Origin of the sequence: Treponema phagedenis, from assembly GCF_008153345.1 — a bacterium.
Classification (GTDB): domain Bacteria; phylum Spirochaetota; class Spirochaetia; order Treponematales; family Treponemataceae; genus Treponema; species Treponema phagedenis.
Window position 1 is genome coordinate 156263 of record NZ_CP042818.1, and the last position, 25642, is coordinate 181904.

Consider the following 25642-nt stretch of genomic DNA (forward strand, 5'->3'; position numbering starts at 1 on the left):
GAGGAACCGCATGATAAGTCTTAATCAAATTTATGAAAGAATGCGTGAACAATATGAAGAAGATGCTGCGCGCGTTTTTGAGGATGTAAGCGGAAAAACGCTTGATGAGGCGATAGACAATGCGGCAGTGCAACTTCAAATTCCTCGCAATAGAATAGGGTATGAAATTCTTGAGCGCGGCGCATCGGGTTTTTTTGTATTAACTCCTCGCGAATGGAAAATACGTGCATATGAAGTGAAGCGGACAAAACCGAAAGTTAAAAGCGAGGAGATTGTCGCAGGTGCTCAATCTGAAGAAAAAGAAGTATCAATCGATAAGGATGGAATGGCATATGTGTATTGCAGCGCGGAAGGCGTTTTCCTAAAAGTAGTAAAACCTGTCGGCAAAGGAAAAAAGGCGACTCTTTTCGATGTGGTAGAAAAAATACGAGACCGTAACGTTCCCGTCCCTTCTGAAGATATTTTAAACCAAATTGTGAAAGAGGCAACCGGAGAATATGTTCATATAGCGCCCTTTGAAAGAGTGCCTGGCAATGATGCGATGATGTCTGTAATGATTAGCGAAAATGAAATGAAAGCCTTTCTGGTTGTAACGCCACCGGGACACGGGGGGGCGGATGTTTCCGCAGATATGATTATTTCTTTCCTTAAAACAAACAATGTTGTCTACGGTATAAATGAACAGAGAGCTCAGGAATTCCAGGATTCTCCGATATATCGAGAAAATTATCTTATTGCGGAAGGCTTGCCGCCAAAAAACGGAGAAAATGCAAAAATGCTCTATAATTTTGAAACCGATAATACCAGAGTTCGTTTGCAAGAAACAAAATCGGGACAAATAAATTTTAAAGAGCTAAATCTTATTCAGAATGTTGTGGAAGGACAGCCCCTTGCACAAAAAATTCCCGCAGAACGCGGTGTTGCCGGTAAAACTGTTACCGGCAAATATTTGGAAGCAACCTCAGGCGAGGATATTCCTATCCCTCTCGGCAAACATACAAAACTTGCGGAAGACGGATTAACGGTTATTGCGGAAATAAACGGACAAGTGTTGTTGGTAAAGGGGAAAATAAATGTAGAGCCTATTTATGTGGTTGAAGGTAATGTTTCCATTAAAACCGGAAATATTATGTTCTTGGGTACTGTTTTGATAAACGGCAATGTTGAAGACGCATATGAAGTGAAAGCTTCAGGCAATATAGAAATAAAAGGTACCGTCGGAAAGGCGGTGCTCGATGCGGAAGGTGATATTTTAGTCAGTCAGGGAATTATCGGGAAAGACGGCGGAAGTATTCGTGCGGGAAAATCAATTTGGTCAAAATTTATTCAAAACACGGAAAATGTTGAAGCCGGTGACATGGTTATTGTTTCCGACGGTATTATTAACTCCAATGTGATGGCAAATCATAAAGTGATCTGCCGAGGCAGGCGAGCGGATATCATTAGCAGTAAAATAGCAGCCTCGGAAGCAATTTATGCAAGAAATCTGGGAAGCGCGATTGGCGGAAAAGATACTATTTTAAGCGTTGGTTTTGATCCGCGCAGTAAGGAAAGACTTACCTTTTTACAAGAAAAAGTTGTAATCAACGAGCGTTCCCTTGCGGAGATCAAGCTTAACCTTCAATCATTGGAAAATCTCAAAAAAATCCGAAAAGAACTTCCAAAAGATAAGCAAGAACTTGAAGTAAAAATGAATGAAAACAAGTACTTACTTGAAACAGAGATTAAAGAAGCTTCTTCGGAAATCAATCAGATTAAAAACTATCTGGATTCATTGCGAACAGATGGGAAAATTTCCGCTTCGGGAAATGTATATGCGGGAGTAAAAATAGTTATTAAGGATATTGCAGAAGACGTGCGAGCTGATTGTAAAGCAACAACCTTTTATCTTGAAAACGGATTGGTTCGGTATGGCAAATATCAAAATGACGAAGACGAAGATTTTAAGAAGGTACCAAGTGGGTATTCAGCCTATTGATCTGCAAACATTGTATTCTCAAATGGAAAAAGTCGGTAGAGCTCAAGAAGCGCAAAATCAAGCTTTAAATGCCATAGCTGAACAGCAGCAACAGCATAATAAGCTGGATGCCGAAAAACGACTTACTACAGTACAGGAAGTTCCGGCGGAGGATGAAAGTTCTTTAGCAATACGGGAAAACTCTGAAAACAGTTCAAATGCCTATGATGATGCCAAACAGCAGAAAAAAAAGATACAAGACGCTGCTGATAAACCTCAGGAAAAAGAAGAAAACTATATTACCGATACCGCACTTGGTAAAAAAATTGATATAACAGGATAGGATTATGCTTGTTTTGGGAGTTATTCTGTGTTTTATAAATATTTTCATGCTTGTCTTTTTCTATTTGAAGATAACGAATTCTTTTTCTCAGAACGCGTACCAAAAAAACATGGAAAAAGAAGTATTAAAATTAATCCAAGATATTCGTTATGAAGCGGATCTTGCAATTTCTATGTTTGATACTAAGCAGGCTGAATTGGATAAAGCGATAAAAGAAGCTGATAAAAAGCTGCGTTTGCTTAATAAAGAAATGGAAATAAATAAAACCGCTTTAAATACAATGCAAAAGCTTGACAAACAAGTAACGAACCAAAATCTACAAAAAGAGTCAAGTTTAGTCAATTTCGGATCGGAAAACAAACTTTCGGTTGAAAATCCCCCTCTTGCAGCTTCTTCCCAAAAAACTCAGACGCAGGAAGAGCCTATTACTATTTATACCAAACGAATTATACAGGATAATGCGGTAAAAACAGGGCAGGGAACTGTTAATGAGCAAATCCTTGAAATGGCGAAAAAAGGATTTTCTCCTGAATTCATTGCAAATAAGGTGGGCATGACATTCGGAGAAATTCAGCTTATTATCGGACTTAATAGCTAGTATAACATTTTTTTAATACGTCGATTATATTTTTTTAATACATCTTACCCAAAACGTAAAAAATTTTATAAAAAAGAGTTCGACACGGCGCAACGGCGAGCAATTTACCATAGGAATGCTTAAATCCGCACTCCCGCATTGTTAGTGCTCCAATTTGTATAACAGGAAGCTAATTACAAAACGCTACACTAGCAAAATATACAGAGCTTATTCAATATTATTTTAGAGGTAAAATTATTTTGAGCAGCGGGAGGAGTTTTCATATCACTTTGTTTGCACGTTTTGCTTGTTTGTATTAGAGTGTCCAGCAAAATTTTGAAATTTACAAACCTTCAAACAACGGGATGTGGAGTTGACTTAGCGTCCTGTATGCAATACATGAGCGAAAAAGCCTTTATTACTATGGTAAGTTTGCTCACCGTAGCTACGTAAATAAAAAATCAAAAAATTACAATCAGACCCGCCATGGACGGCGGTGGTTCCACAGCGTACTCGGAGTTTTCAAACTCATAGGTTTGGTGTTGCCATGGACGGCAAAATAAAACCGTCGTGTCGGACTCTTTTTTAAAATCCGAATGTTTGAGGAGGTATGAGGCGTTGGAACCATGCCTATCGGCAACAAGTGAAAACGCTGCTTACAGGCAGGAGTTATTGTTTCCTATATGAGTTTTTCGGCTATGTCAATAACCAGTGAATATTTCACCCCTAAAGGGGGTTAATTTTGCAATGAAAATTGCACCCCTTAACACATCGAGTTATCCTGCTTTTGCATCTTTAAGTAAGAATTCATAAATCAAGTCAATAACTACTTGAGGCAGGTCTCCGGTTCGTCCAACCGTATCGGTTCGGTATATATCATCGAGCGGTACAATCGGATAGAATTCATCATGTATTAAAGCGCGTATACCATGTTTTTGTGAAATCAATACATTTACCATTGCGCCTGCTGCGAATTTATTCTGCTCAATTTTAAACAAATTGTTTTTTATTGAGATGGTAGATCCGCTTGAAAGCTTGCGCGTAATAACCGATGACAACAGTTTATCAAGATCGAGTGTTTTTGGCGTCGGTACAAACATTGAATATGAATCGCAGGCAGGAACACCAAACTGTTTGTTGAAAATACCGATATACTCTTTTAAGAATTGATTTGCTTGCTCTATGGTTGTAATTCCACGTCGTGCAAATTCAACAGGGAGTCGGCTTTGTAATGTTTGCCATAATCGCTCAACACGTCCTTTTGCTTGTGATGAATGAGCCGGGAACATATCGATTCCTAAGTACTTGATAATTTTGCCGAATTGTGTTCCTTGGTTCCTTGTAATTGCTCCTCAATGGATAACTGTTTTTTTGCATTAACAAAAAAAACGCTACACTTATCCGGATAAAGAGCGGCGGGGAGTCCATAATTTTCGAGTGTCTGCCGCAGAACTTCTAAATATCCGAGCAGGCACTCGTTTTTGCATAAATAAAGACCGGTAATCATTCCGCGTGCATCATCAATAAAAGCATGTAATGCGGATTTTTCTTTCCCGCCGAACCAAGGAAACGGAGTTGCGTCCACTTGCAACAGCTCTCCGAAGCAAGCTCTTCTATTGCGCGTTTTATGCACCTTCTTTCGTGTTCGTCTTTTCTTTGGTGAATAAATTCCATGTGATAACAGAATACGGCGCAGAGTCGAATATGACAGCTGCAATTGATATTCTTCAGTTACTATTTCATGAAAATGCAAAAAATTGCTTTTTGACAATGCGGGATCGCTTCGCAGCGCAAGTAATCGCTGCTCAATTTCTTTCGAGGTCTTCTTTGCAGAGGGACGCTGACTGTTGCCATGCAGCATTGCTGCTAAACCCTTTTCTTTGAACGCCTTTTTTAATTGCTGTACGCGTCTTCGTGAAAGGTTTAATCGAAGCGCAGCCTGTTGTACCGTACATCTCCCTTCTAAGCAGTTGGCGATAACATGTCCTCGTGTAATTTGATCAATGCTCATAAATAATTTCATTCCTCCAGTTTAGTGTAACAAGTCAATAATTTCACCTCGGTAAAATATAGGGGTGAAATATTTATTGAAAACTTATAGGGGTGAAATTATCACAGATTAAAGACAGACTCATTGACTTCGTTTTGTTACAGATGTAAAAATTACAATCAGAACTGCGCAAAATGATGTTTAAAAACTACTATAACGTTCCGTTGATATCTTCAATTAGTTTTTAACTCATCTAATACAAAACATAAAGAATTTTATAAAAAAAGAGCTCGACACAACGGTTTCATTTTGCCGTCCATGGCAAAATGAAACCTATGAGTTTGAAAACTCCTGTTTATATAGCTGTGGTAGTTTTCAAACTCAATTCTGTTTAGAACCACCGTCACGCACTGATTTTTAGTATTCTTGATTAAATCAGTGCTGCGAGTTTAAAAGCTTCAATTTTGTAATTCACTGTTGATGCTTTTAAATATTGCTTAACGCCCATGCGGGTTACCACATAAAAATGCTAAATCCGTCAAGCCGCCTGTTGCTGTCTTGATCAGTGTAACAGGGGTTAATTACAGAAGGCTAACAGTATTGCGATCAATTTTGATTTGTTATTAAACCAAAAGTACCTGCGCTAAGGTGCCCGGCGGTTTTACTCATCACTCATTTTAATCATAAAAAATGCGATTTCAGTTTTGAATTGCAAAGGTTTTTTGCAGAGGGTTTCTATCAGCGGAAGAATTTTTTGTATATCAACACCCGGCTGTTTCGGAATTGCGGCTCCGTATGCGGAATCGGGGGCGAACCAGCGTTCAATACTCTTTTGTGATATAAGTCTTGTTTCGGTGTATTCGATTGTTTCTTGCAAAATATGAAAATTCATTTTTTGGGCAAGGGCAGTAATTGTTTTATCTGTCCAATTAAAAAGTTCATTGCTCGGATTTTCGTAAAAAGCTTTTTCCGCCGCCGCAAAGGAGCAAAGCAGTTCTGTTTGTCCCGCAAAAAGATTTTTGTTTTCCAAAAGAAGCGACGAAAGCCTCAAACCGCTTTGCGGCAGTTTTACCGAAAAAAGTATTTTTTCAAGGTTTGAATCGGCCGTGCGTAAAAGCTCAAAAAAAACTTTCATCTCATTAACGGTTTTAAATGGATTGTAAGAAAGCAACATGTCAAACGAAAGATCGGGAAACAGCTGCGAAATTGAAGTCTCGGAGCGAAGCAGGGCAAAGCTCGGCCGGCTCAACTCATCTAATGTTTGTGCATATTGGGTAAGTATATCGTAGCCTTGCTGCTGCACACAAATCCCCGCTGTGCACCCGTCGGACGCTTTGCGCATGGCAGTCCAAATCAAAAGGTTATCATCCGCCGGATAAATGAGTACGCGGCTGTTTGCTTGCAGTTCCGCAAGTGTAAAAAGCTTGTCTCGAATTGTTTCAAGCATTTTTGCGGTACTTGCTTCGGTGCGCACCTTCCAATCGTCTTGGTCAAAGGTTGACTGAAAATCATTTTTTTCAGATCGCTCGGTTAAAGCTGCAATTTGCGCTTCACGCTGCATTAAAACTCTTTCTTGAATTTGTTTTTCATATCCCTGATCGGAAGGCTGATAAAACACAATCCCCGAAAGATTATCGGGAAGATATTGCTGTGCAATCCAATGGTCTTTATACGCATGAGGATATAAATAACCTTTTCCGTGTCCAAGCTCTTCCGAATCTCTATTAGCATCTTTTAAATGATTTGGTATTTCAGCATTCTCTTTTTCCACTTTTGCCAAAGCATCAAAAAAGGCAAAGGCGGTGTTGGACTTCGGGCAAGTGGCAAGATACAAGGCTGCGTGTGTTAAGTGGTATCGCCCTTCGGGGAGCCCTACGCGGTCAAATGCTTGAGCTGCGCTTACCACAACGGTTAGGGCATGAGGGTCGGCAAGTCCGATATCTTCGCACGCTGAAATAAGCATCCGTCTGAAAATAAAGCGCGGGTCTTCGCCTGCCGCAACCATTCGCGCAAGCCAATACATTGCCGCATCGGGGTCGCTTCCGCGAATTGATTTTATAAACGCACTGATAACATCGTAATGGTAGTCGCCGTCGCGGTCATACAGTACCGCTTTTTGTTGAATGCTTTCCTCCGCGGTTTGCATATCAATTAGTATTTCGGCACCCGTAGGCGGAGGCCAGTCCGGTACGGAAGTTTCTACGGCAAGCTCAAGCGCATTTAACAAACTCCGTGCATCGCCCGAAGCGGTTGCAATCAAATGTTCAAGCGCCCCTTCCTCAAATTGAATGCGCCATTTTCCGTATCCGAGCTCGGTATCGGTTAAAGCTCTTTCCGCTGCTTTTGCAAGGTCGGAATCGGTTAAAACTGTCAGCTGAAAAACTCTGCTTCTGCTTACCAGCGCCTTATTTACCTCAAAAAAAGGATTTTCGGTTGTAGCGCCGATAAAAATGATAGTGCCGTTTTCTACCCAGGGCAAAAGCGCATCCTGCTGCGCCCTATTCCATCGATGTACTTCGTCCACAAAGAGAATGGTGCGTCTGTCATATAGCTGTTTGTTTTCTTCCGCTTTGGAAATCGCTTCGCGGATTTGCTGCACGCCGGCAAGCACCGCATTCAAACTGAGAAAATTGCTTTTTGTGTGATTTGCAATAACTCGGGCAAGGGTTGTTTTTCCGGTGCCGGGCGGCCCGAAAAAAATAACGGACGAAAGTCTATCCGCCTGAATTGCTCGCCGCAAAAGTCTTCCTTTTCCGACAATATGCTCTTGCCCGATGTATTCATCTAAATTACGCGGACGCATGCGCGCTGCAAGCGGCTCATGCCCGCCCTGCGCAGAAGCAAATAAATCCTTATTCACGGTTCCATTCTAATTGTTCCGGATTATAAAATCCCCATAAGCCTGAATATCGTGTGCTAGGGTCTCCTACGCCGGCGTAAACAACGTATCTATTTGGATCGGAGATGGGGAATATGGCAATGTTGGTTATCGTCCATTTACCTAGCATGTTGTTGTACTGTAAGACGTGTTCTTTCGGTGTTGACGAGCCGTCGAACATACCTGCACTTTTATAGACTTTTGACTTAGTTAAATCTGTTAGGTCGGAAGAGTCAAGTTGTACCTCACCGTATCCGCTTGCGCCGCCAATCAATAAGATATTTTTATCTTCCCAATATGTCATGCAAGCGGCGCCAGGCACGGTATGTTCTACTGAAGCCCATTTTTGAGTGCCGCTATTATATGCATAAAGCTTTTCAAGTGTCAGCACAAAAAGGTCTGCATTTACTTGCACGCCGTCCTGCAGCTTTACCGGAGTTCCGGTTAATGCCGATCCGGCTTTATACGCTCCTTTAGTAGAAATAAGATAATCTTTTGTTGCCGCCTTAATTGCTCCTTCTATTTCCATTCCGGTCGAATCGAGCGTATTTCCGGAAATCTTGTACACCTTTGAGTTTGAACCTTTTTTTTCTACTCCATACGCAGCACTTTTATTATCTCCGAAGACAGTTTGAATTTTTTCGCTGCCTTGTATAGGAATCCCGGCGACAGTAAAAACACCTTTATCCACGATTGCGACATAAACGGTATTCCCGTCCGAAGCTAAGCCGGTAATTTTTTTAAATTCAGATGTCTTTTCCCATTTTCCTTTTTCGCCTAATTTCTTTGTGTATAACTCACCGTCTGATGTATAGAGGGTGGAACCGTAAGCAGCGATAGAGCGAACTATTCCCCGCATAGATGCCGGTTTCAGTTTAATTTCCTGCTCGATGGCTGCAAATATCGGAGGGTTTTTACAGGAAAAAGTTGCGATAGTTATAATGGACAGTATAATAATTGCTAAAAATTTTTTCATTTTCATCTTTTTCTCCATCAAAAGTGATATCGTGCTCCGATGCTAATCGTAAGAAAATTGCCCGTCCGATTATATTTTTTTTCTTTATACCATTGAGGAATTACATTCCATGCGATATCGCCGCCAAAAGACCATTCGGGAAGATATTGGTAATAAAATCCGACGGCAGGTTTGAACAGCATTGCAAAATATTTTGTCGCATTGCATGCTTGAAAATTTCCTCCGATACCGAAGCTTAAAGGGAAACGCAATCTGTTTTTTGCGAAAGTATACCCGATATTAAAAACAATCGGCACGGAAAAATAAAGGTTTTTTCCCAATGTCGGGTAAAATTGAAATTCAACTTCACCGCCGAGGGAAAAGCCTTTAGTTAAATAGTAAGCATATCCAAGGAAAAAACCGCCGCCCGGATGTATTTTCGGGTTTACGGCAAATTTTTCGGGGGAAGTGTTAAAAAGCGGAAAGCCGACGGTAATTCCCAACTTCATATATTGGTCGCCTTTTCTAATCGGTTCATAAACGGCAATGGATTCAGGTTTTTCATCTTTTTTATCCAAAGCAGAACTATCTTTTTTGTTGGCGGTATCATCGGCAGGCTCTGTTTGCACAGTAGTTTCCTGCTCGGAAATTTCTTCTGAAAAAAGATTAGTAAAGCAAAGAAACCAAACAATTAAAACAAAGAATATGCGTTTCATTTAATTAGTATACCTCATTTTTTATTTATATGTCTATTGAAACAAAGGAATGCCCGGGTAAAAACTTTTATAAACCGCTTTTCTTACTACACTAACCGTTATACTATTGAATAGTTACGCGGAAACAGATATCTTCTTTCTTACTTATTTTAATTTCAGAGGAATTATGGGGACTAAAATTATTGACGGCTTTTCGTATGCGGCTGAACTTCGCACCGAGCTTAAAAATAAAGTGAGCGAATTAAAAGCTCAAGGTATTACTCCGGCTTTAGCGACCATTCTTGTCGGAAACGATCCCGCATCTCTTTCATATATATCTTCACGGCATAAGGTTTTTCAAGAAACAGGAATGGCAGATAAACTGTATACCCTTTCTGCAACCGCAACAGAAGAAGAACTCCTTTCTCTTATTTATTCGTTAAATGATGATGCTGCAATTCACGGTATTTTGGTACAATTTCCGCTTCCTTCGCAAATGCGGCGAGAAACAATTATTCAAGCAATTAAGCCGGATAAAGATGTGGACGGATTTCACCCGCTTAACTGCGGGAAACTTTTTTTAGGTTATCCGGTTTATATTCCCTGCACCGCGCACGGTGTTTTATATCTTTTAGAAAAAGAGGAAATAAAAACCGAAGGTGCACAAGTAGTTATTCTGGGGCGAACGGGATTTGTCGGGAAACCTCTTTCCGCCCTGCTTTCGGAAAAACCGTATAATGCGACCGTTACGCTTTGCCACAGCAAAACCCGAGATTTACCAAAACTCTGTTTGCAGGCGGATATTCTTATCACCGCAATAGGAAAGCCGCACTATATTACCGCAGATATGGTAAAAGAGGGAGCGGTTGTTATCGATATCGGCATCAATCGAGTGCCTGCGGAAAATGCAAAAGGGTATAAGATTACCGGAGATGTGGATTTTGAAAACGTTGCACCAAAAACAAGCGCAATTACTCCCGTTCCCCGCGGAGTCGGACCGATGACCGTAACAATGCTTTTGTCCAACACCTTGCAAGCCGCATGCCGGCAGCACGGTTTATCGGAATAATCATTTCGGAGACTGCTATGCTTCCGGATATACAAAGCGGTAAAGAAACCCGCCAAATTTTATTGCAACAAGTAGGTATCAGCGATTTGCTGTATCCTCTGCGTATCGGGCTGTCAAAGGAGACAGAGAAAATCCTTGCAGAAATCGATTTTTCGGTACAGGTAGAGTCTACCCAGCGCGGAACTCATATGAGCCGCTTTATTGAAACGCTGAATGAATTTACCGAGCCGCTCGCTATGGAAAATTTTCAGAAGCTTCTTGAGTCCGGCAGGAATAAACTGCACGCGCAAGCTGCTTCCGCAAAAATTCGATTTCCTTACATCGTATTAAAAAAAGCGCCGGCAAGTGAAAAGCCTTCGTATATGACTTACTACTGCGTGCTGAGCGGCACAAACTACGCAAACCCAGAAAAAAACACCGAACAAATAACGCTCTTTGTTCCGGTACAAACGCTTTGCCCCTGCTCAAAAGAAATCAGTGCATACGGAGCGCATAATCAGCGAAGCAAGGTTGAAGTTACCCTACAGCTCGGATCTGTTTTTCAGATAGAAGATTTGATTACCTGTATTGAAAAGGCGGCGTCCGCTCCCCTGCATTCTTTATTAAAACGGGAAGATGAAAAATACGTAACCGAGCAGGCATATGCGAATCCAAAATTTGCGGAAGACCTAGTACGAGACATCTGTCTTTCCCTGCCCGCACTCGGCAATTTTCCCTATGCACGGGTAAAAACAACCAACTACGAAAGCATTCACAACCATAATGCCTTCGCAGCAGCTCACGGAGAGTGTAAAGACGGGCAGTTTTTGCAGCCTGCCTCAATTTAGTATACCGTCCTGTAATTAACTTCGATTATACTAATCGAGGCATCGACCGGTGCTTGCGGATTTAAGCATTCCTATGGTAACCGTCATGGGTTAGTTTTTGCCAAGAACGCCGAAATTAGAGCGGGCACGGACGCCCGTGGTTCCAAACAGAAGCGACGTTTTAAAGCAAAGTAGTTTACAAAGCTTTAAAACTCGCAGGTTTGGTTTTGACATGGACGGCAAAACCAAACCTGAGCTCTTTTTTATAAAACTTTTTACGTTTTTGGTAAGATGTATTAAAAACGGATCGAGGTATCAAAAAAAACTTATGTTAGTTGAAATCCTAGAATACGGCGCAAACGCCAAGCGTTTTATTCCTGCCATGTAAAAACCACCGTTCCGGTTATAAGATTGTGTTTTCGTTAATTCAAGAAGCGCTGTGCCAAAATCGGTTGCAATGTTTTACATATCTTTGTATTTTTCAAAATACTCATCAATTTCTTCTCTAAGCTCAATGCCGACTTGCTCAAAAATAGCCAGTAAATCGGTATAAGCTCCGGCACCGCCTAAAAAATCCCAAAACTCCTCTGCAACTTTTAACTCGTTTTCCAAATCGAGCATTCCCGCCATTGTCCAACGTGAATACGGTTTAGGCTCATACGGATTATACGGAATTGCAATGAGCGTATGAATTTTTGCTTTTGGATTTTCTGCAAGAACACAACCACCCATTCCAACATGGTTCGTTTAAATTCTTTAAACCCGCCTTTGTTCGGTTTTGCTGTCTTAATATCAAAAAAATAAAGTTGATTGTCATTGCTTCGAAGCCACAAATCTACTTTTGTCGGTTTTACCGTATGCAAATTCCCTTCCTGACACACCTTTCTAATTGCTTCAATTTCTTTCGCTTTATTGGGTTTTGAATCCGCCGCGGTGAGTTTGTCCATAATATCTTGAATAACATGCTGAGCTTTTTCGCTTATTTTTGTTCCGGCAACAGCTTGAGTTTTCACTTCTTTAAATGAAGAAGCGGCAAGAGCTTTTGCAACCGGTTCAAAAATACTTGTTCCGAAGTTCGTATTCAAAGAATGGATAAATGAAAAAAGAGCCATACGGTCTTTCCCCAAAAGCCGCGTATGAAAAGGCATTACATTCGGTTCCGGATTATAGTTTTTAAATTTATTACGCAGAGCTTGTTTTAAAATTGCGCTGATTTCGGCATGTTGAGTTTTTAAAAGAGCCATCTTATTTCTCCCTCATATGAAATATTGTTTCCGAATACGCTCCCTTATCTTTTTCAGTCCTGTTTAAAACCGGACGGTGATATTGATTGATAATTTTCATTCCGGCATTTTCTGCAATTACAGGGTACATGTTGAATTTATCATTCGCTACTAAAAAAACATGATAATCATCTTTTAAATACTTTTTTGCATTGTTGAGCACCGTGCTAATACCTTGTATATAACTTTCGCGGGCTTCTTTCCCCTTTCCTTTAAACAGAGGTCCTATTTCAAGTTCATCATTGCGGCTAAAGCCAAACAAATCATAAGCATAGGCATGTTGCTCGTGGTAATCAATCATACCAACATAGGGCGGGGATGAAAATATTCCGCTTATTTTATTTTTTGCTGCAAGTTCATAAAGCGATTTGTTAGCCGATTGGAGGGAATCAAAAATATTGACATTCCGTGAATCACCTGTAAGGCAATATTGAAACGTGTTTGTTTTCAGTGTAGAAAATTCCGCTAATCTTTTTACAGTATCCTTCGAATAAGTTTGCCACCACTTCAATATTGAAAAGAGAGGTTTACAAATTTTTCCATGCTTACTGCAATAATACGGAGCAATTACGGGCTCGTAAATAGTTGCTAAATCTGAATGAGTTGTTGCACGACAACTGCGTATTGTTCTACTCAAAATTACTTTTGCAATTGTTTTTAATTTATCATCATCTATTTTTTCTATGAGTTTAAAAACAAAGTCAATTTCATTGCGTATGTTTTGCATATACCATTTTTCTAAAAAAGAATTTGCTGATTTTTGTTTTAACTCAATGCTAAATTTTTTTACCAAAGATTCGTACTGAGGCAAAAATTCTATTTCTTTTTCCGCACCGTATTTTTTTTCATCTATTTCTTTTTTACGTACTTGTATTTTAAATTCCGGAGAGGGAAAATATTTTGCATTAAATGCCATCAAAGCATTGCTTAATTGTTCTTCAAATTCCGATATATTTGATTGCAAAACAAAATCTTGTAATTTATGTGTTATACGCGTTAATTCACTTTCCAATTCCAAGAGATTGTAGCTGTCAATTTTTGCGTTGGAAATCATTGCGTTAAAAGCGGAAACATCAATTCCAATTGAATGCATTCCCAATTCATTTGCTTGAATTAAAGTTGTACCGGAACCGCAAAAAGGATCAAGAATAATATCGTCTTGCTTAAAAAAAACTTCGGTTTTAAATGCATCTGTATGATTATCTAAAAAATATTCAACAAGCTGCGGAATAAATTTTCCTTTATACGGATGCAAGCGGTGAACATGTTTTGTTGTCTCTGCTTCTTTGTATTCTTCAAAGGAGAGTGCCCAGTTCACATCGTTTGACAGCGCATCTTGCCATGCCTGCTGCCTTTGCTTAGACAAAGATGCATAATAATCAATCACCTCCGCTTTGGAAACAGCAACACCGCCGTTCTGAGAAAATTTATTAATTCGACCGTATTGAATAAGATAACTTATATTTGAATTCGTTACCTTTTTTCCGGAAATGCGACTCGCCCAATGCCCTGCTTCGGGAATAGAAATGAGATCGGATCCGTTTTCATGTATAAATAATTCTTTTTGCATACGAGCGGCTCTTTTATAGAGTATACCACGAGCAAAATATTTTATCTATACACAATGGAGGTAAGAATAAGTAAGAGAGAAAAGCAGTCGGCACAAAAACTATCGCGCAGGAGCCCTATAAGCCCCCCGCTCACTCTTCGCTTTTTGCTTTGAACTCAACTTTTACCGAGGAGCTGCCGGCTGAGATGATGAGGCCTTTTTTTGCGTTTTCGGCGCCGAAGATGCCTTGGGCGTTTTTAACGGCGGCGCCGTTTATGGTAAAATCGGAATTGCCCTGCCCGTAGGTCAGCCGGTAATTTTCAGGCGTTCCGATATATTGTATTGCCGCTTTTACGCTGTTCATACAAATAACCGAGCTACGCAAAATCTTCGCATCATAGTGCAGGGTGCCTTCCGCCTGCGTTAAGGTTGAGGTTTTAAAAACGCAGTCTTTTATCTCGGCGTTCCCTTCGTTTACCATAAGCAGCGTCCACACCGCCTGTACAGACTCAATTTTTAAACTCGCATTGGTAACCCGAATTTGTGCGGAGGCAAGCAAAAGTTTTTTCGGCACCAGAATATGTAGTAATCCTTTTGCCGGATATATATCTCTGATGCGGAGTCTGTCCTGCACCTCTACGATTGAAAGCTTGGAGCTTTTTTCAAGTTTGGTGTAGCAGCGAATTGAATCCCCGTCATCGCCTTGAATAAACACATCAACATTTTTAACGCTGATATCTAAAATATTTGTTTTTTCTTTTGCAGTAATTATTTCTTCCGCATACAAACCGAAACCGAGAATAACGAACAATAGTACAAACAGTTTTTTTATCTTTACCATTTCCCACACGCTAATGATATACTCGTTCACCGAAAATCGATGTTCCCACCCGGACTTCAGTGCTTCCTTCTTCTATGGCTATTTCAAAATCGCCCGACATGCCCATTGAAAGAACCGCCATTTCCACATTCGGCAAAGCCAGCTTAATGCAATCCTCTTGTATGTTTTTCAAAAGCCGATAACAGGCGCGCACTTTTTCGGTGTCTGAAGAAAAAAGCCCGATGGTCATCAATCCCTTTATGCGCAGATCCGGAAAAGCGGAAACCTGCTTTATCAGCGAAAGTGCCTCTTCGGGAGCGCACCCCGATTTTGTTTCTTCGGCGGAGGTATTCACCTGAATTAAAACATCAATAGTTTTATCCTCAAACCGCAGCCGCCTCGCAAGTTTTTCCGCAAGGTCAAACCGGTCAACCGACTCAATGCAATCGGCATATTGAATTACATCCTTTATTTTATTGGTTTGCAAATGCCCGATAAAATGAGCCCGATGCGGCACCGCCGAAAGCGCCTCATACTTTTCCGCAAGCTCCTGAACCTTATTTTCTCCGATCAAAAGTTCGCCGCATTCAAAGGCTTGCAAAATCCAATCGGGCGCAATCGTTTTTGTCGCCATCAAAAGCTTCACCTCGGACGGGTCGCGCCCCGCTCTTGCGCAAGCCTCGGCAATCCGCCGCTTAACTTCCTCGATATTTTGCTGAATTACATTCATACCAAAAGTATCGTCTTTTTATCCGCTTTTTGCAAGTCCGATTCTAAAAATTTCCACCGCACATAAACCCGTAAATTCTTTGGGCGTGCCCCTCCGTGCGGCGCTTTCTTACAATAAACTTCAAACCGCCGCACTCCGGGTCGGCGTACTGCGGGCTCCGCTATCGCTTCGGCTGTTTTTGCGCTATTTTGAGCGCGCAAAAACGATCCGGCTCGCATTTTTGAAAAAATGCTTCGCCGCCCTCCGTATGCCTCACGCAGGTTTAGCCTTGTTCATGGCTGCAATCATGAACAGACATCCGGGGAGATTTCCACCGGGATGCTAAGCCTGCAAGTATCCGATTTTATTTTACTATAGATGTAATGAAAATACTGAAAACCGACTTTAAACATCGGTAAGGATATAAGATAATAAAGAAAAATCTTATTGATACGCTTTAGCTATCTAAAATTATAGCCAACTCTCGGACTTGAACCGAGTACCTGCACGTTACGAGGGTGCTGCTCTGCCGGGTGAGCTAAGTTGGCCTATGGGTTGACTATAACAAAAACCAAAAGACAAGTCAAGCATCACTCTCACGACAACACATGAAGAATATTGTAAAGCGTGAATGTATCTATTTCAATACCAACAAAGTTTACCAGGGACTTTATAAAAGTTTAGGTATCATGAAGCCCATATTGTACGCTGCAATTTTAACAACATTCCTGACGGAAAATTAGTCTGTCCGGAAAAGCGTTTAAAATAAAATCGCTGCCTCATCTCTTACAATTTAATTCGCTTATCACAATGGGATGCAAAGCCTTTCCTTACTGCAACGCATCAACAGATTAAGGGCTGCATAATCTTTAAAAAACACCCTATCGGCGCAATTTTATTGTAATTTGCTTATTTTCAGCATAAACACGCGCTATATTTACCTACATAAGAAGAAACTCACGTAAAAACATCCAAAACGGTTTCTCTACAAAACATTGCACCGCATAATGAGGTGCGTACGTTTCTTCTGTTTTACAACCTCTTTTCAGGTAAAAAATACCGTCGGCATCATGGCACTGGTGCCGCAAGACATGGAGGCAAGAAACTATTACTTAGGAGATACGAACAAAGATAGGCAGGGCAATCGAAAACTGAAAAACCTCAAAACAAGCAGGTTTTCAAAAGCACTAACCATAACCACATAATGATGAACATCCTACCCTTATAAGATAGACCCCTTATTCTTATAAGGGTAGTTGCCTTGCTCTGCGGGCAGACTGTCAGGGAGCGGGTTTTTGGCGTGCGGGCTTTGTGATTTGCTTGGCATCAGCGAGGTGTCAGCTTTGCTATGGTAAGTTTACTCACCGTTGTGTCGGTCTCTTTTAAAAAAGGATGGTTTTTGATCATTATTTGGAATCGACACTCCAAAAAGTGGTGTTCGCTCTTTAAGATATCAAAATTCTGCTTGCAGTTTTTCGGAGTTTTGTCTATAATGGGTAACTCTCATTAAGCCGATAAGGGAGCTTTATGCCGGATCTTTTAATCAGCGAAATTTTAATTTTACTTCTTCTCTTGCCGCCGCTTATTCGGCCTTTTTCAAAATATTGTAGGCAGATTGATGGAGTTCCTTTACTGCCTTTGCTTGCTTTTGTTCTTTGTGTTTTGATTTTTTTTGGACAGGGGGTGTCTCTTTCTTTTTTGCCGGTTGCAGGATTTGTTATTATTGTTCAGGCAAGTGAGGTTGTCCGTTTTTTTAAGTTGCTCCAAGATGTTCCAAACGGGTTTTATACTGTTCCCGAAATGCTGTTGAGAGTTTTCCTCTTGCTGCTGTTTGCTACGGTTGTTTATTTTGTTTTTTTGTTTGCGCCGGAATCTACGTATAAACCGTCTGTCTCTATCAATGAAACGGTGTTTTCTTTGCATGTAAATAATCAAAAAATACACGGAGGGGTTGTTTTAAGTTCTTCCCGTTCGGTAAAAGAAAAACCGAATGTGATTTTTTTGAGCGGCCTTGAAAACATGAAAAATCCTGCCGATACAGTTGCGCGTGTTCTTGCAGAAAAAGGTTATACGGTTTTTATTCCGGAAGTATTGGCGGACAGAAGTTTTTCTTTTTATATCAGACCGCCGCGTTTTTTTATCTATGCTTCTTTGTACCGATATTTCTTTTTAAAAAAGCCGATTGAACGAACGCAGGTTGCGGACAGTAAAAAAATAGCGGAGTGTGAAGATTTTTTGCGCTCACTTTCCGAGCTTACCCGGCAGAGCGGTAAAACATTTGTTTTTGCAGAAGGCGCGTATACACATGCGTTTCTTCAGTTTATGGAAAAAGAGCCCTCCTCTTTTGACGGTGCGTTTTTTCTTTTCCCGTCTGAGGAAGCCGCGAAAAACTTTTCAGGAAATGACTCATGGATAACAAAAATAAAAGGCGGAGATAAGGTAAATTTTTTTGACGTAAACCCTGCTGCGCCGTTTTGTTTTTTTTACAGCGATGATAAAACCGTCGGTTTCGGAGAGCTCGCGGCGGAAGATGTTCTGGCAGCGAAACTTCTGGGAACTGAAAGAGATATCGGCAGACAGCAACGGTTAGCACTTTCAGGGATTTTTGAAAAATGGCTGTATATACGAGGTAATTATGACATCAATTGAGTTGGATGCTTATTTTAACAAGCTTTTAAATATTCCCGCTTTTGATGCGGCAGATCCTTCGCAAAACGGGTTGCAAGTAGATAATAGCGGAAAGAATATTACCAAAGTTGCTTTTGCGGTAGATGCTTGTCTTGAAACTATTATGCAGGCCCGAGAGCGGGGGGCAGGCATGCTTTTTGTGCATCACGGGTTGTTTTGGGGAAGCGGTATAAAAATTACCGGTGCTCATTACCACAGGATAAAGACGCTGATGGACGGAGATTTAGCATTATACGCCGTTCATCTTCCGCTTGACGCTCACCCTGAATACGGCAATAATAGTGGGCTTGCAAAGAGACTGCAATTGCAAAATCTGCAGCCGTTCGGTGAATGGCGAGGAATGAAAATCGGTTTGCAAGGGCATATTGCTTCTGATTCCGGCAAAGGAATTGATATCGAGGAAGCTGTCAAAAGACTTTTTCCTTCGGGCGAAAAGCCTGCGCATGTTCTTCCTTTTGGAAAAAAAGAGCTTTGCACTGCGGGAATTATTTCAGGCGGGGCTGCAGATGAGATTGAACAGGCAATTGATTCCGGACTTGAGCTTTTTATTACCGGCGAAATTGAGCATGTAACATACCATACCGCATTGGAAAACCGTATTACGGTTATTGCGGGAGGGCATTATCAAACCGAAACGGTCGGAGTCGGGCTTGTTGCAAAAAAGCTTTCGGAAGACTTCGGTATTGAAACATTTTTTATAGACGTTCCGACAGGAATGTAATACTATATGCTAAGGATTTTATGATGAGCAAAATATTAAAAAATAAAGAGTTTTTTTTACCTTTATTGTTGACGGTCGTGGTTATAGTTCTGGATCAAATAACAAAAGCACTGGTTGTCGCAAAGATTCCTCCGTATGGTTTGGGTTTTCAGCTTTTCGGTGATTTCTTCCGTATCGTGCATGTATATAATACGGGTGCGGCGTTCAGTTTGGGGCATGACCTTAATCCGCTCGCAAGCTTCCTTTTTTTACGAATCCTCCCGCTATTAATTATGATTGTTGTTGTTGTAATCTATTTTAAAACAAAATCTTTTTCTTACCCACAACGCTGGTTTATTGCAGGGATCATCGGTGGAGGATTTGGAAATCTAATCGATCGTTTTTTTAACTCAAAAGGAGTGGTTGATTTTATTGATGTGAAATTTTACGGTATATTCGGAATGCAACGATGGCCTACTTTTAATATTGCCGATTCAAGCATTGTTATTTGCGGTATTTTATTAATTATTTCTTTTATTATTCAAGAACGAAAAATGAAAAAAGAGGTCACCAATGAAAACTAAAAAACGAAATACAATATTGTTTATGATCATCAGTACAGTATTTAATATTTTGCTTTCTTTAGGGTGCATTTTCTTTTTTTGGGTGCTTATTATCCTCGCTGCAAAATTAATTAATCCAAAAATACTCGCCGCTCTTCCGATTGCTTTTATTGCGGGACTGGTGCTCTCGTTTATTTTGTACAGCAGGATCCTGCGCTGGGCAATAAAACGCTTTGACCTTGAATCAAAACTGGAGTCGCTTTTTAGTAAAAAGAAAAAGTGATTTTATACACGCATCGTTCTGTGATTAAGTTGCGGGTATATTAATTGAAGTATTAACAATAATACTTGCAGCATTCCCTCCTATGATAAACCGTTATGGATGACACCGGTTCCTCATGCAGAAAGATAGTTTAAAAAAGTACAATCCTTTCCAAGTGCTTTTTAAGTTTGTAGGGTACGTTTTTGTTACGGATTCTAAAATTAGAACGGGTAGGAATGTTCGCAGATTCATGCAGAAGCGCTTGTTTTAAAGCATGATCATTTTCAGGGGCCTTAAAAAAGCTTATCGATATTATTTTTATACGAATGGCAAAATAACACCCTTGCGCCGTGTCGAACTCTTTTTTATATAATTATCTTGGGATTCGTATTCAATGAATTAAAACTATTTGGAGATATCAAAAAACTCTGCACAAGAGTTAACTGCTGATTGCTTGAAAAAAGTATGCCGACTTTTAGTAGCCATCGGACATTTGGCGATTTAAGTCTTTTTGGCAAAGCTCTTGATATACTGCGGCTCTGTTTTTCAGCTCGTCTTTTACGTGTTGCGCAAAAGGCATATAGCGCCAAAAGATATTCCGCACTTCTTTGTCAAGTTTCTGGATGCCTTCACTTTCTTTGAGCATCCACAGAAGATAATCATTAATGAAATGTTCTTTGATATCTCCTTTTAGCTTTTGTGCTTGGACCCACTGGTAGTAATTACCGGTCAAGCCTTCTTCCATCCAATAGTATGATGCTTTTTCTTTTGCAACCTGCCAGCGTAAATCAGCAGTTGCGGTAAGAAGTGCTATTTTTATATTTTTCGGATACATAGGAATCCCGATTCTACCTCGGCTGGTAATGCGATTGTATCGATCAAAAGGTTCCCAGCAAAAACCGATATCGCCGTAAGAAGGTAATAAAATAACAAATGGAGGAATTCTGTTAAGCTGCTGTCTGTATTGCCTGCAATATGCTTCAGGATCAATACTTTCAATCCAACGCATAACATTCAGTACATTTTCTCTTGTTCCGATTTCATTTGATGAGGAGCGAAAGTATTCCCGTGTTAAAATAGGAAAGTGATTACCTTGCCTGCCGCAACTCATTTTTATCATCTGCCTGATTGTAGTAAATTCACTTTCCGCCCCGGAAACGTTTGCCGTGCCGTCGCCGGCAGTTTCAACTCTTTCTTTTAAGGTGCGGACATCCGCTTCCGCGGATTGATAGCTGGCAAGAAAGTTTTGCAGTTCTTTATCCAAGCCGGAAAGTTTTCGCAGCAGTTCGCTTAGTTCGGTAAAGCTTCTTTTTTGTCCTGCATTAAAGCCTTCTTTTACCCCGGGAATTCCCGGTATTGTTTCATGCGTAAACAAACCGTCTATTTTTTGCTTAATAGCATCTTCAGCACGCAATCTCTCGTCTGATTTTGCTCGCAAAAGACTTTCCGCACTCTGTAATTTTCCTTGCGCTTTGCTATATAGTTGCTGAAACCGTAGAGCATCATCACTTTTTTTAACTTTAACTTCGTCCGTACTTGATGGAGCTATTTTTGCCGCACCGATAGCACCGAACCATTCATCAAGATAATAAATCGGCTGATTATATGTATTCTCATCAATGACTTTAGCAAAAATATCTTTTTGCTCCGGCGTGAGTAATGTAGGCAAAAGCATGCCAAATCGTAAAGCGTATTTTTTTTCTTGTGAAGCTGTTCCCGATGCGGCTTTTAAAGCAATATGCGATATTAAATTCCAATATGCGGTAATTAGTTGTTGACGATATACTGATCTATCTTTAGGATCTTTTGTTGGTAAATATTTTGTTAACAACGCATGGATTCTCTGCCCGCGATCGGATTCTTCTGCAAGAACTTGTTTATAAAATTCCGCAGTATCAAAAAGCGTATGAGGTTTTTTGTTAGAAAATTCTTTAATTTCAGGGAAACCCGCTTCGGTAAGGTCTACCTCGCTTGCATCTCTGGCAGCCAATCCGGAAGCTTCTCTTGATTGAGAAAGCATGGGAATGTCATTTAAGCCTCCGGACATAACCGGGGGCACGTCATCAAGTAACGCAAGTAAATCAGGATCTAAATCAGCCATTTATGCTTTACCCCCTTTTTCGTTTTTGATGGAGGTGAGGGGAATTGAACCCCTGACCTCTTGCATGCCATGCAAGCGCTCTAGCCAACTGAGCTACACCCCCGTTGCTAAACAACGAGTGTAAGTATATCAAAAATATTAGATTAAGGTCAAGTATGGCATTTAATCATTTTAAAAGAAATACCGTATTTGTTCCTCGTAGGGCATATGGGGAAATTACAACAAAACGTTTTATTAAGAAAAAGAATTGTCCGTAAATTTATTACAGCAGGCTCTCTTGTTCTTGCTTTACATTATCGTCTTTTTCGTATACGTTAATGGGAGATTTAAATAAAGAGTCTTGGAATTCTTTTGCAACCTCTGCTCTTTATTTCGTGTTTCTCTATTTGTAAATAGAAGGGAGTCTTGTCATGAATAATCCATCCGAAAAATTTACAGCCTTATACGAAGTTATCAAACAACTGCGCGCCCCTGATGGCTGTCCTTGGGATCGGGAGCAGACGCCGCTTTCTTTGCGGAGCACCTTACTTGAAGAAACATACGAAGCTTTGGAAGCTATTGAAGAAACAGAAATAAAAAATCAATCCTCATTGCATGCGGCAGAAGAACTTGGGGATATTCTGTTAAATGTGGTAATGATTGCGTATATGTATGAGCAAAGAGAGGATTTTTCCGTAGCGGATATGTTGCAAGTTCTTACTGAAAAATTGATCCGACGACATCCGCATGTATTCGGACAAACAGCGGGATTCGCGGGGCCGACAGATAATGCAAAGCCGGTTACTGCGGATAAGGTACTTGACCAATGGGAAGAAATTAAGAAAACATTGGAAAACAAGCGGGAAGAATCTCTTTTAGATTCAATCCCCAAAAACTTTCCTCCCCTGCTGCGAGCTTTTAAATTGCAAAAAAAAGCATCAAAAAACGGTTTTGATTGGAATGATTATTCCGGAGCGTTTTCAAAATTTGAAGAAGAATGTGCCGAATTTAAAGAAAGTATAGAAGAAAATAATCAAAATCATATTGAAGAAGAATTTGGCGATGTCTTATTTTCCTTGGTAAACATAGCCCGCTTCTTAAAAATAGATCCTGCGGTTGCCTTAAGTCGATCTAATACAAAATTTGAATCTAGGTTTCGTTTTATTGAGAAGAAAATGAATGCGGAAAATTTAAAAATGACGGCAGAAAATTGTAAAATAATGGATAAATTCTGGGAAGAAGCAAAAACAAATACAAACGAATAGACAAAAATTATGCTGTCTTTAATAAAAATAAAAAAAAATTACTCGACAAAGGCTGAAAAATAAAGTAGTATAATATATATTAAAATAAAGCATATTTAATAGGAGTAAAACAGATGAAAACATTACACTGTGATATTTGCAAAAAAGAATTAGTAAATCCCATCAAAGGAAGAACTTATTGGCATATTCGTGAATTTGATCTTTGTGAAGACTGCAAAGATGGCATAGAATTTAAACTTCGCCATATTCTCCGAGATCATTCTCCTTTTTCTCAAGCATGGTATGAAAATGAATTTATCAACTTAATCGAAAAAGGAACAGTAGCAAAGCGTCCGTAATAAAAAAAAAGGCGATGACAATCATCGCCTTTCCCTAAAAAATCTTTAAATCCTTTAATTTTATGTAAAATCCTTGCTGCGATTTATTACCGATTTCTTAATATTTTTAAATGTTTGTTCAAGCAAATCAATAAAATATCTTTTTATATTCTTTTCATCCGATGCATATATCGATTTTTTATAAGGATTATCAGTAACCGCATCCATTACCTTGATGGGCTTAAAAGTAAAATTTCCCGAATTTGAAATACTGTACTCAAATTGGCAATAAAAAGGCTGCCCGTCCATGATAAATTTTACCTGCATGGTCGCAAAACTCAACACAGAATTTTCATCAATAATATAAAGATTGTTAAGATCTCCCGATTTGATACAGAGTTTGGTTACCTCCATAAGTTGTTTGCCTGAAAGACTTGTCGGAGAATTTAATCTTAACTCATACCCTTTCAGCCATCGATTTAATGTTATAACTGAAATCTCTTTTCGCGCAACACTATTTTCATAATCTTCATCATAAAATCCGCCGGTTTCGGAAAGCGAGAGTAAAATACAGGAAGAAGTTAAAGCTGCAAAGATAAAAATTACTAAGCCTATAAACACCGATAATTTTTTTACTTTCATTTAAACCGCCCTCACTATGATCTTTAACACAAGCTAAAATTTTAACTTTCAACCTCTGCGCTCTTAAATAAAATTCTTAAAAAGTATAATAGTTCAAAAAAGAAAAATCAAGAGCCGGAAAACTCATTTGTCTTTAATCTGTGATAATTTCACCCCTATAAGTTTTCAATGAATATTTCGCCCCTATATTTTACCGAGGTGAAATTATTGACTTGTTACACTAAACTGGAGGAATGAAATTATTTATGAGCATTGATCAAATTACACGAGGACATGTTATCGCCAACTGCCTAGAGGGGAGATGTACGGTACAACAAGCTGCGCTTCGATTAAACCTTTCACGAAGACGCGTACAGCAATTAAAAAAGGCGTTCAAAGAAAAGGGTGCAGTCGCAATGCTGCATGGCAACAGTCAGCGTCCCTCTGCAAAGAAGACCTCGAAAGAAATTGAGCAGCGATTACTTGCGCTGCGAAGCGATCCCGCATTGTCAAAAAGCAATTTTTTGCATTTTCATGAAATAGTAACTGGAGAATATCAATTGCAGCTGTCATATTCGACTCTGCGCCGTATTCTGTTATCACATGGAATTTGTTCACCAAAGAAAAGACGAACACGAAAGAAGGTGCATAAAACGCGCAATAGAAGAGCTTGCTTCGGAGAGCTGTTGCAAGTGGACGCAACCCCGTTTCCTTGGTTCGGCGGGAAAGAAAAATCCGCATTACATGCTTTTATTGATGATGCACGCGGAATGATTACCGGTCTTTATTTATGCAAAAACGAGTGCCTGCTCGGATATTTAGAAGTTCTGCGGCAGACACTCGAAAATTACGGACTCCCTGCCGCTCTTTATCCGGATAAGTGTAGCGTTTTTTTTGTTAATGCAAAAAAACAGTTATCCATTGAGGAGCAATTACAAGGAACCAAGGAACAAGTAACACAATTCGGCAAAATTATCAAGTACTTAGGAATCGATATGTTCCCGGCTCATTCATCACAAGCAAAAGGACGTGTTGAGCGATTATGGCAAACATTACAAAGCCGACTCCCTGTTGAATTTGCACGACGCCACATCACAACCATAGAGCAAGCAAATCAATTCTTAAAAGAGTATATCGGTATTTTCAACAAACAGTTTGGTGTTCCTGCCTGCGATTCATATTCAATGTTTGTACCGACACCAAAAACACTCGATCTTGATAAACTGTTGTCATCCGTTATTACGCGCAAACTTTCAAGCGGATCTACCATCTCAATCAAAAACCATTTGTTTAAAATTGAGCAGAATAAATTCGGCGCAGGCACAATGGTAAATGTATTGATTTCCCAAAAGCATGGTATACGCGCTTTAATACATGATGAATTCTATCCGATTGTACCGCTCGATGATATATACCGAACCGATACGGTTGGACGAACCGGAGACCTGCCTCAAGTAGTTATTGACTTGATTTATGAATTCTTACTTAAAGATGCAAAAGCAGGATAACTCGATG

General features: G+C 40.0%; 23 protein-coding genes, 2 tRNA genes and 1 pseudogene. 13 read left to right on the forward strand and 13 right to left on the reverse strand.

The genetic code is table 11. The features are described 5' to 3' along the window. Positions 1–10 precede the first annotated feature (10 nt). Genes FUT79_RS00665 through FUT79_RS00675 form a run of 3 tightly spaced genes read left to right on the forward strand, consistent with a single transcriptional unit; the run spans position 11 to position 2898 of the window. Positions 11–1978, forward strand: a complete 1968-nt coding sequence (locus FUT79_RS00665) for a FapA family protein (protein WP_024752872.1) — start codon at positions 11–13, stop codon at positions 1976–1978. Further along, entirely contained in the window at positions 1959–2300 is a 342-nt protein-coding gene (locus tag FUT79_RS00670; RefSeq protein ID WP_024752873.1) for a hypothetical protein, read from the forward strand. Before FUT79_RS00665 ends, FUT79_RS00670 begins: the two co-directional genes overlap by 20 nt. 4 nt (positions 2301–2304) lie before the next feature. Beyond that, positions 2305–2898 carry a DUF6115 domain-containing protein gene (locus FUT79_RS00675; RefSeq protein ID WP_002700598.1) on the forward strand — a complete coding sequence of 198 codons (594 nt, stop codon included), beginning with the start codon at positions 2305–2307 and terminating at the stop codon, positions 2896–2898. Between the two features lie 755 nt (positions 2899–3653). Here FUT79_RS00675 and FUT79_RS00680 read toward each other — a convergent pair. The 5 genes from FUT79_RS00680 to FUT79_RS00700 form a co-directional block, all read right to left on the reverse strand. Next, positions 3654–4166: a hypothetical protein gene (locus tag FUT79_RS00680; protein WP_148878587.1), complete on the reverse strand. Its 513-nt coding sequence runs from the start codon at positions 4164–4166 to the stop codon at positions 3654–3656. 8 nt (positions 4167–4174) lie between these two features. After that, positions 4175–4900, reverse strand: coding sequence for a helix-turn-helix domain-containing protein (locus tag FUT79_RS00685; protein ID WP_148889194.1), 726 nt, complete (start codon positions 4898–4900; stop codon positions 4175–4177). Positions 4901–5528: 628 nt separating this feature from the next. Then, a complete protein-coding gene (locus FUT79_RS00690) occupies positions 5529–7727 on the reverse strand; it encodes an AAA family ATPase (RefSeq protein ID WP_024752874.1) in 2199 nt (732 codons plus the stop codon). Then, positions 7720–8727, reverse strand: coding sequence for a hypothetical protein (locus FUT79_RS00695; protein ID WP_024752875.1), 1008 nt, complete (start codon positions 8725–8727; stop codon positions 7720–7722). The genes FUT79_RS00690 and FUT79_RS00695 overlap by 8 nt, the downstream gene beginning before the upstream one ends. A gap of 11 nt (positions 8728–8738) precedes the next feature. Further along, complete coding sequence (locus FUT79_RS00700) at positions 8739–9416, reverse strand: TP0733 family outer membrane beta-barrel protein (protein ID WP_024752876.1); 678 nt, start codon at positions 9414–9416, stop codon at positions 8739–8741. 166 nt (positions 9417–9582) lie between these two features. Here FUT79_RS00700 and FUT79_RS00705 point away from each other — a divergent pair, with 166 nt between their 5' ends. Together FUT79_RS00705 and folE2 are read left to right on the forward strand one after the other, a co-directional pair. Then, a complete protein-coding gene (locus FUT79_RS00705) occupies positions 9583–10464 on the forward strand; it encodes a bifunctional 5,10-methylenetetrahydrofolate dehydrogenase/5,10-methenyltetrahydrofolate cyclohydrolase (protein ID WP_024752877.1) in 882 nt (293 codons plus the stop codon). 17 nt (positions 10465–10481) lie between these two features. Next, positions 10482–11291, forward strand: coding sequence for a GTP cyclohydrolase FolE2 (gene folE2, locus FUT79_RS00710; protein ID WP_002700629.1), 810 nt, complete (start codon positions 10482–10484; stop codon positions 11289–11291). A gap of 441 nt (positions 11292–11732) precedes the next feature. Here the strand turns inward: folE2 and FUT79_RS00720 are convergent. The 5 genes and pseudogenes from FUT79_RS00720 to FUT79_RS00740 form a co-directional block, all read right to left on the reverse strand. Continuing rightward, positions 11733–12514 (reverse strand): annotated as a pseudogene (locus tag FUT79_RS00720) (TdeIII family type II restriction endonuclease). A 1-nt stretch (position 12515) separates the two neighbouring features. Continuing rightward, the gene (locus FUT79_RS00725; protein ID WP_148879326.1) at positions 12516–14123 is read right to left on the reverse strand and encodes a DNA methyltransferase; all 1608 of its coding nucleotides are present in this window, start codon (positions 14121–14123) and stop codon (positions 12516–12518) included. Positions 14124–14253: 130 nt separating this feature from the next. Beyond that, positions 14254–14973 (reverse strand): hypothetical protein, encoded by a 720-nt coding sequence (locus FUT79_RS00730; protein ID WP_024752880.1) that lies wholly within the window; start codon positions 14971–14973, stop codon positions 14254–14256. After that, complete coding sequence (locus FUT79_RS00735; protein WP_024752881.1) at positions 14954–15652, reverse strand: YggS family pyridoxal phosphate-dependent enzyme; 699 nt, start codon at positions 15650–15652, stop codon at positions 14954–14956. The genes FUT79_RS00730 and FUT79_RS00735 overlap by 20 nt, the downstream gene beginning before the upstream one ends. Positions 15653–16106: 454 nt before the next feature. Further along, a tRNA-Thr gene (locus tag FUT79_RS00740) sits at positions 16107–16179 on the reverse strand. Positions 16180–16701: 522 nt separating this feature from the next. Here FUT79_RS00740 and FUT79_RS15670 point away from each other — a divergent pair. The 5 genes from FUT79_RS15670 to FUT79_RS00760 all read left to right on the forward strand — a co-directional run bounded on the left by FUT79_RS15670 (position 16702) and on the right by FUT79_RS00760 (position 19865). Then, a complete protein-coding gene (locus FUT79_RS15670; RefSeq protein WP_262373047.1) occupies positions 16702–16836 on the forward strand; it encodes a hypothetical protein in 135 nt (44 codons plus the stop codon). A 322-nt stretch (positions 16837–17158) separates the two neighbouring features. After that, positions 17159–18280 (forward strand): hypothetical protein, encoded by a 1122-nt coding sequence (locus tag FUT79_RS00745; RefSeq protein ID WP_024752883.1) that lies wholly within the window; start codon positions 17159–17161, stop codon positions 18278–18280. Next, complete coding sequence (locus tag FUT79_RS00750) at positions 18267–19040, forward strand: Nif3-like dinuclear metal center hexameric protein (RefSeq protein ID WP_024752884.1); 774 nt, start codon at positions 18267–18269, stop codon at positions 19038–19040. The genes FUT79_RS00745 and FUT79_RS00750 overlap by 14 nt, the downstream gene beginning before the upstream one ends. Before the next feature lie 20 nt (positions 19041–19060). Continuing rightward, positions 19061–19603: a signal peptidase II gene (gene lspA, locus FUT79_RS00755; protein ID WP_044634710.1), complete on the forward strand. Its 543-nt coding sequence runs from the start codon at positions 19061–19063 to the stop codon at positions 19601–19603. Continuing rightward, positions 19593–19865 carry a hypothetical protein gene (locus FUT79_RS00760; RefSeq protein WP_024752886.1) on the forward strand — a complete coding sequence of 91 codons (273 nt, stop codon included), beginning with the start codon at positions 19593–19595 and terminating at the stop codon, positions 19863–19865. Before lspA ends, FUT79_RS00760 begins: the two co-directional genes overlap by 11 nt. 454 nt (positions 19866–20319) lie before the next feature. Here the strand turns inward: FUT79_RS00760 and FUT79_RS00765 are convergent, their stop codons facing one another. Both FUT79_RS00765 and FUT79_RS00770 read right to left on the reverse strand, forming a co-directional pair. Next, positions 20320–21945, reverse strand: coding sequence for a hypothetical protein (locus tag FUT79_RS00765; RefSeq protein ID WP_024752887.1), 1626 nt, complete (start codon positions 21943–21945; stop codon positions 20320–20322). Positions 21946–21974: 29 nt separating this feature from the next. Continuing rightward, positions 21975–22048 (reverse strand) — tRNA-Ala (locus FUT79_RS00770). A 307-nt stretch (positions 22049–22355) separates the two neighbouring features. Here FUT79_RS00770 and mazG point away from each other — a divergent pair. Together mazG and FUT79_RS00780 are read left to right on the forward strand one after the other, a co-directional pair. Beyond that, entirely contained in the window at positions 22356–23189 is an 834-nt protein-coding gene (gene mazG / locus FUT79_RS00775; RefSeq protein WP_024752888.1) for a nucleoside triphosphate pyrophosphohydrolase, read from the forward strand. A 113-nt stretch (positions 23190–23302) separates the two neighbouring features. Next, positions 23303–23527, forward strand: coding sequence for a hypothetical protein (locus FUT79_RS00780; RefSeq protein ID WP_002700602.1), 225 nt, complete (start codon positions 23303–23305; stop codon positions 23525–23527). A gap of 60 nt (positions 23528–23587) precedes the next feature. Here FUT79_RS00780 and FUT79_RS00785 read toward each other — a convergent pair whose 3' ends face one another. Next, positions 23588–24148, reverse strand: coding sequence for a hypothetical protein (locus FUT79_RS00785; protein WP_024752889.1), 561 nt, complete (start codon positions 24146–24148; stop codon positions 23588–23590). Positions 24149–24381: 233 nt separating this feature from the next. On the opposite strand from FUT79_RS00785, the gene FUT79_RS00790 reads away from it, so the two are divergent. Further along, positions 24382–25635, forward strand: a complete 1254-nt coding sequence (locus tag FUT79_RS00790) for an ISNCY family transposase (RefSeq protein ID WP_148889195.1) — start codon at positions 24382–24384, stop codon at positions 25633–25635. Positions 25636–25642 lie beyond the last annotated feature (7 nt).

Bases quoted from the DNA above. Each gene is read 5' to 3' on its own strand.
- FUT79_RS00665 (WP_024752872.1), top strand. From the start codon at position 11: ATGATAAGTCTTAATCAAATTTATGAAAGAATGCGTGAACAATATGAA.
- FUT79_RS00695 (WP_024752875.1), bottom strand. From the start codon at position 8,727: ATGAAAATGAAAAAATTTTTAGCAATTATTATACTGTCCATTATAACT.
- FUT79_RS00735 (WP_024752881.1), bottom strand. From the start codon at position 15,652: ATGAATGTAATTCAGCAAAATATCGAGGAAGTTAAGCGGCGGATTGCC.
- FUT79_RS00685 (WP_148889194.1), bottom strand. From the start codon at position 4,900: ATGAAATTATTTATGAGCATTGATCAAATTACACGAGGACATGTTATC.
- FUT79_RS00680 (WP_148878587.1), bottom strand. From the start codon at position 4,166: ATGTTCCCGGCTCATTCATCACAAGCAAAAGGACGTGTTGAGCGATTA.
- mazG (WP_024752888.1), top strand. From the start codon at position 22,356: ATGAATAATCCATCCGAAAAATTTACAGCCTTATACGAAGTTATCAAA.
- FUT79_RS00725 (WP_148879326.1), bottom strand. From the start codon at position 14,123: ATGCAAAAAGAATTATTTATACATGAAAACGGATCCGATCTCATTTCT.
- FUT79_RS00790 (WP_148889195.1), top strand. From the start codon at position 24,382: ATGAAATTATTTATGAGCATTGATCAAATTACACGAGGACATGTTATC.
- FUT79_RS00750 (WP_024752884.1), top strand. From the start codon at position 18,267: ATGACATCAATTGAGTTGGATGCTTATTTTAACAAGCTTTTAAATATT.
- FUT79_RS15670 (WP_262373047.1), top strand. From the start codon at position 16,702: ATGGCACTGGTGCCGCAAGACATGGAGGCAAGAAACTATTACTTAGGA.
- folE2 (WP_002700629.1), top strand. From the start codon at position 10,482: ATGCTTCCGGATATACAAAGCGGTAAAGAAACCCGCCAAATTTTATTG.
- FUT79_RS00675 (WP_002700598.1), top strand. From the start codon at position 2,305: ATGCTTGTTTTGGGAGTTATTCTGTGTTTTATAAATATTTTCATGCTT.
- FUT79_RS00765 (WP_024752887.1), bottom strand. From the start codon at position 21,945: ATGGCTGATTTAGATCCTGATTTACTTGCGTTACTTGATGACGTGCCC.
- FUT79_RS00785 (WP_024752889.1), bottom strand. From the start codon at position 24,148: ATGAAAGTAAAAAAATTATCGGTGTTTATAGGCTTAGTAATTTTTATC.
- lspA (WP_044634710.1), top strand. From the start codon at position 19,061: ATGATGAGCAAAATATTAAAAAATAAAGAGTTTTTTTTACCTTTATTG.
- FUT79_RS00745 (WP_024752883.1), top strand. From the start codon at position 17,159: ATGCCGGATCTTTTAATCAGCGAAATTTTAATTTTACTTCTTCTCTTG.
- FUT79_RS00760 (WP_024752886.1), top strand. From the start codon at position 19,593: ATGAAAACTAAAAAACGAAATACAATATTGTTTATGATCATCAGTACA.
- FUT79_RS00705 (WP_024752877.1), top strand. From the start codon at position 9,583: ATGGGGACTAAAATTATTGACGGCTTTTCGTATGCGGCTGAACTTCGC.
- FUT79_RS00780 (WP_002700602.1), top strand. From the start codon at position 23,303: ATGAAAACATTACACTGTGATATTTGCAAAAAAGAATTAGTAAATCCC.
- FUT79_RS00700 (WP_024752876.1), bottom strand. From the start codon at position 9,416: ATGAAACGCATATTCTTTGTTTTAATTGTTTGGTTTCTTTGCTTTACT.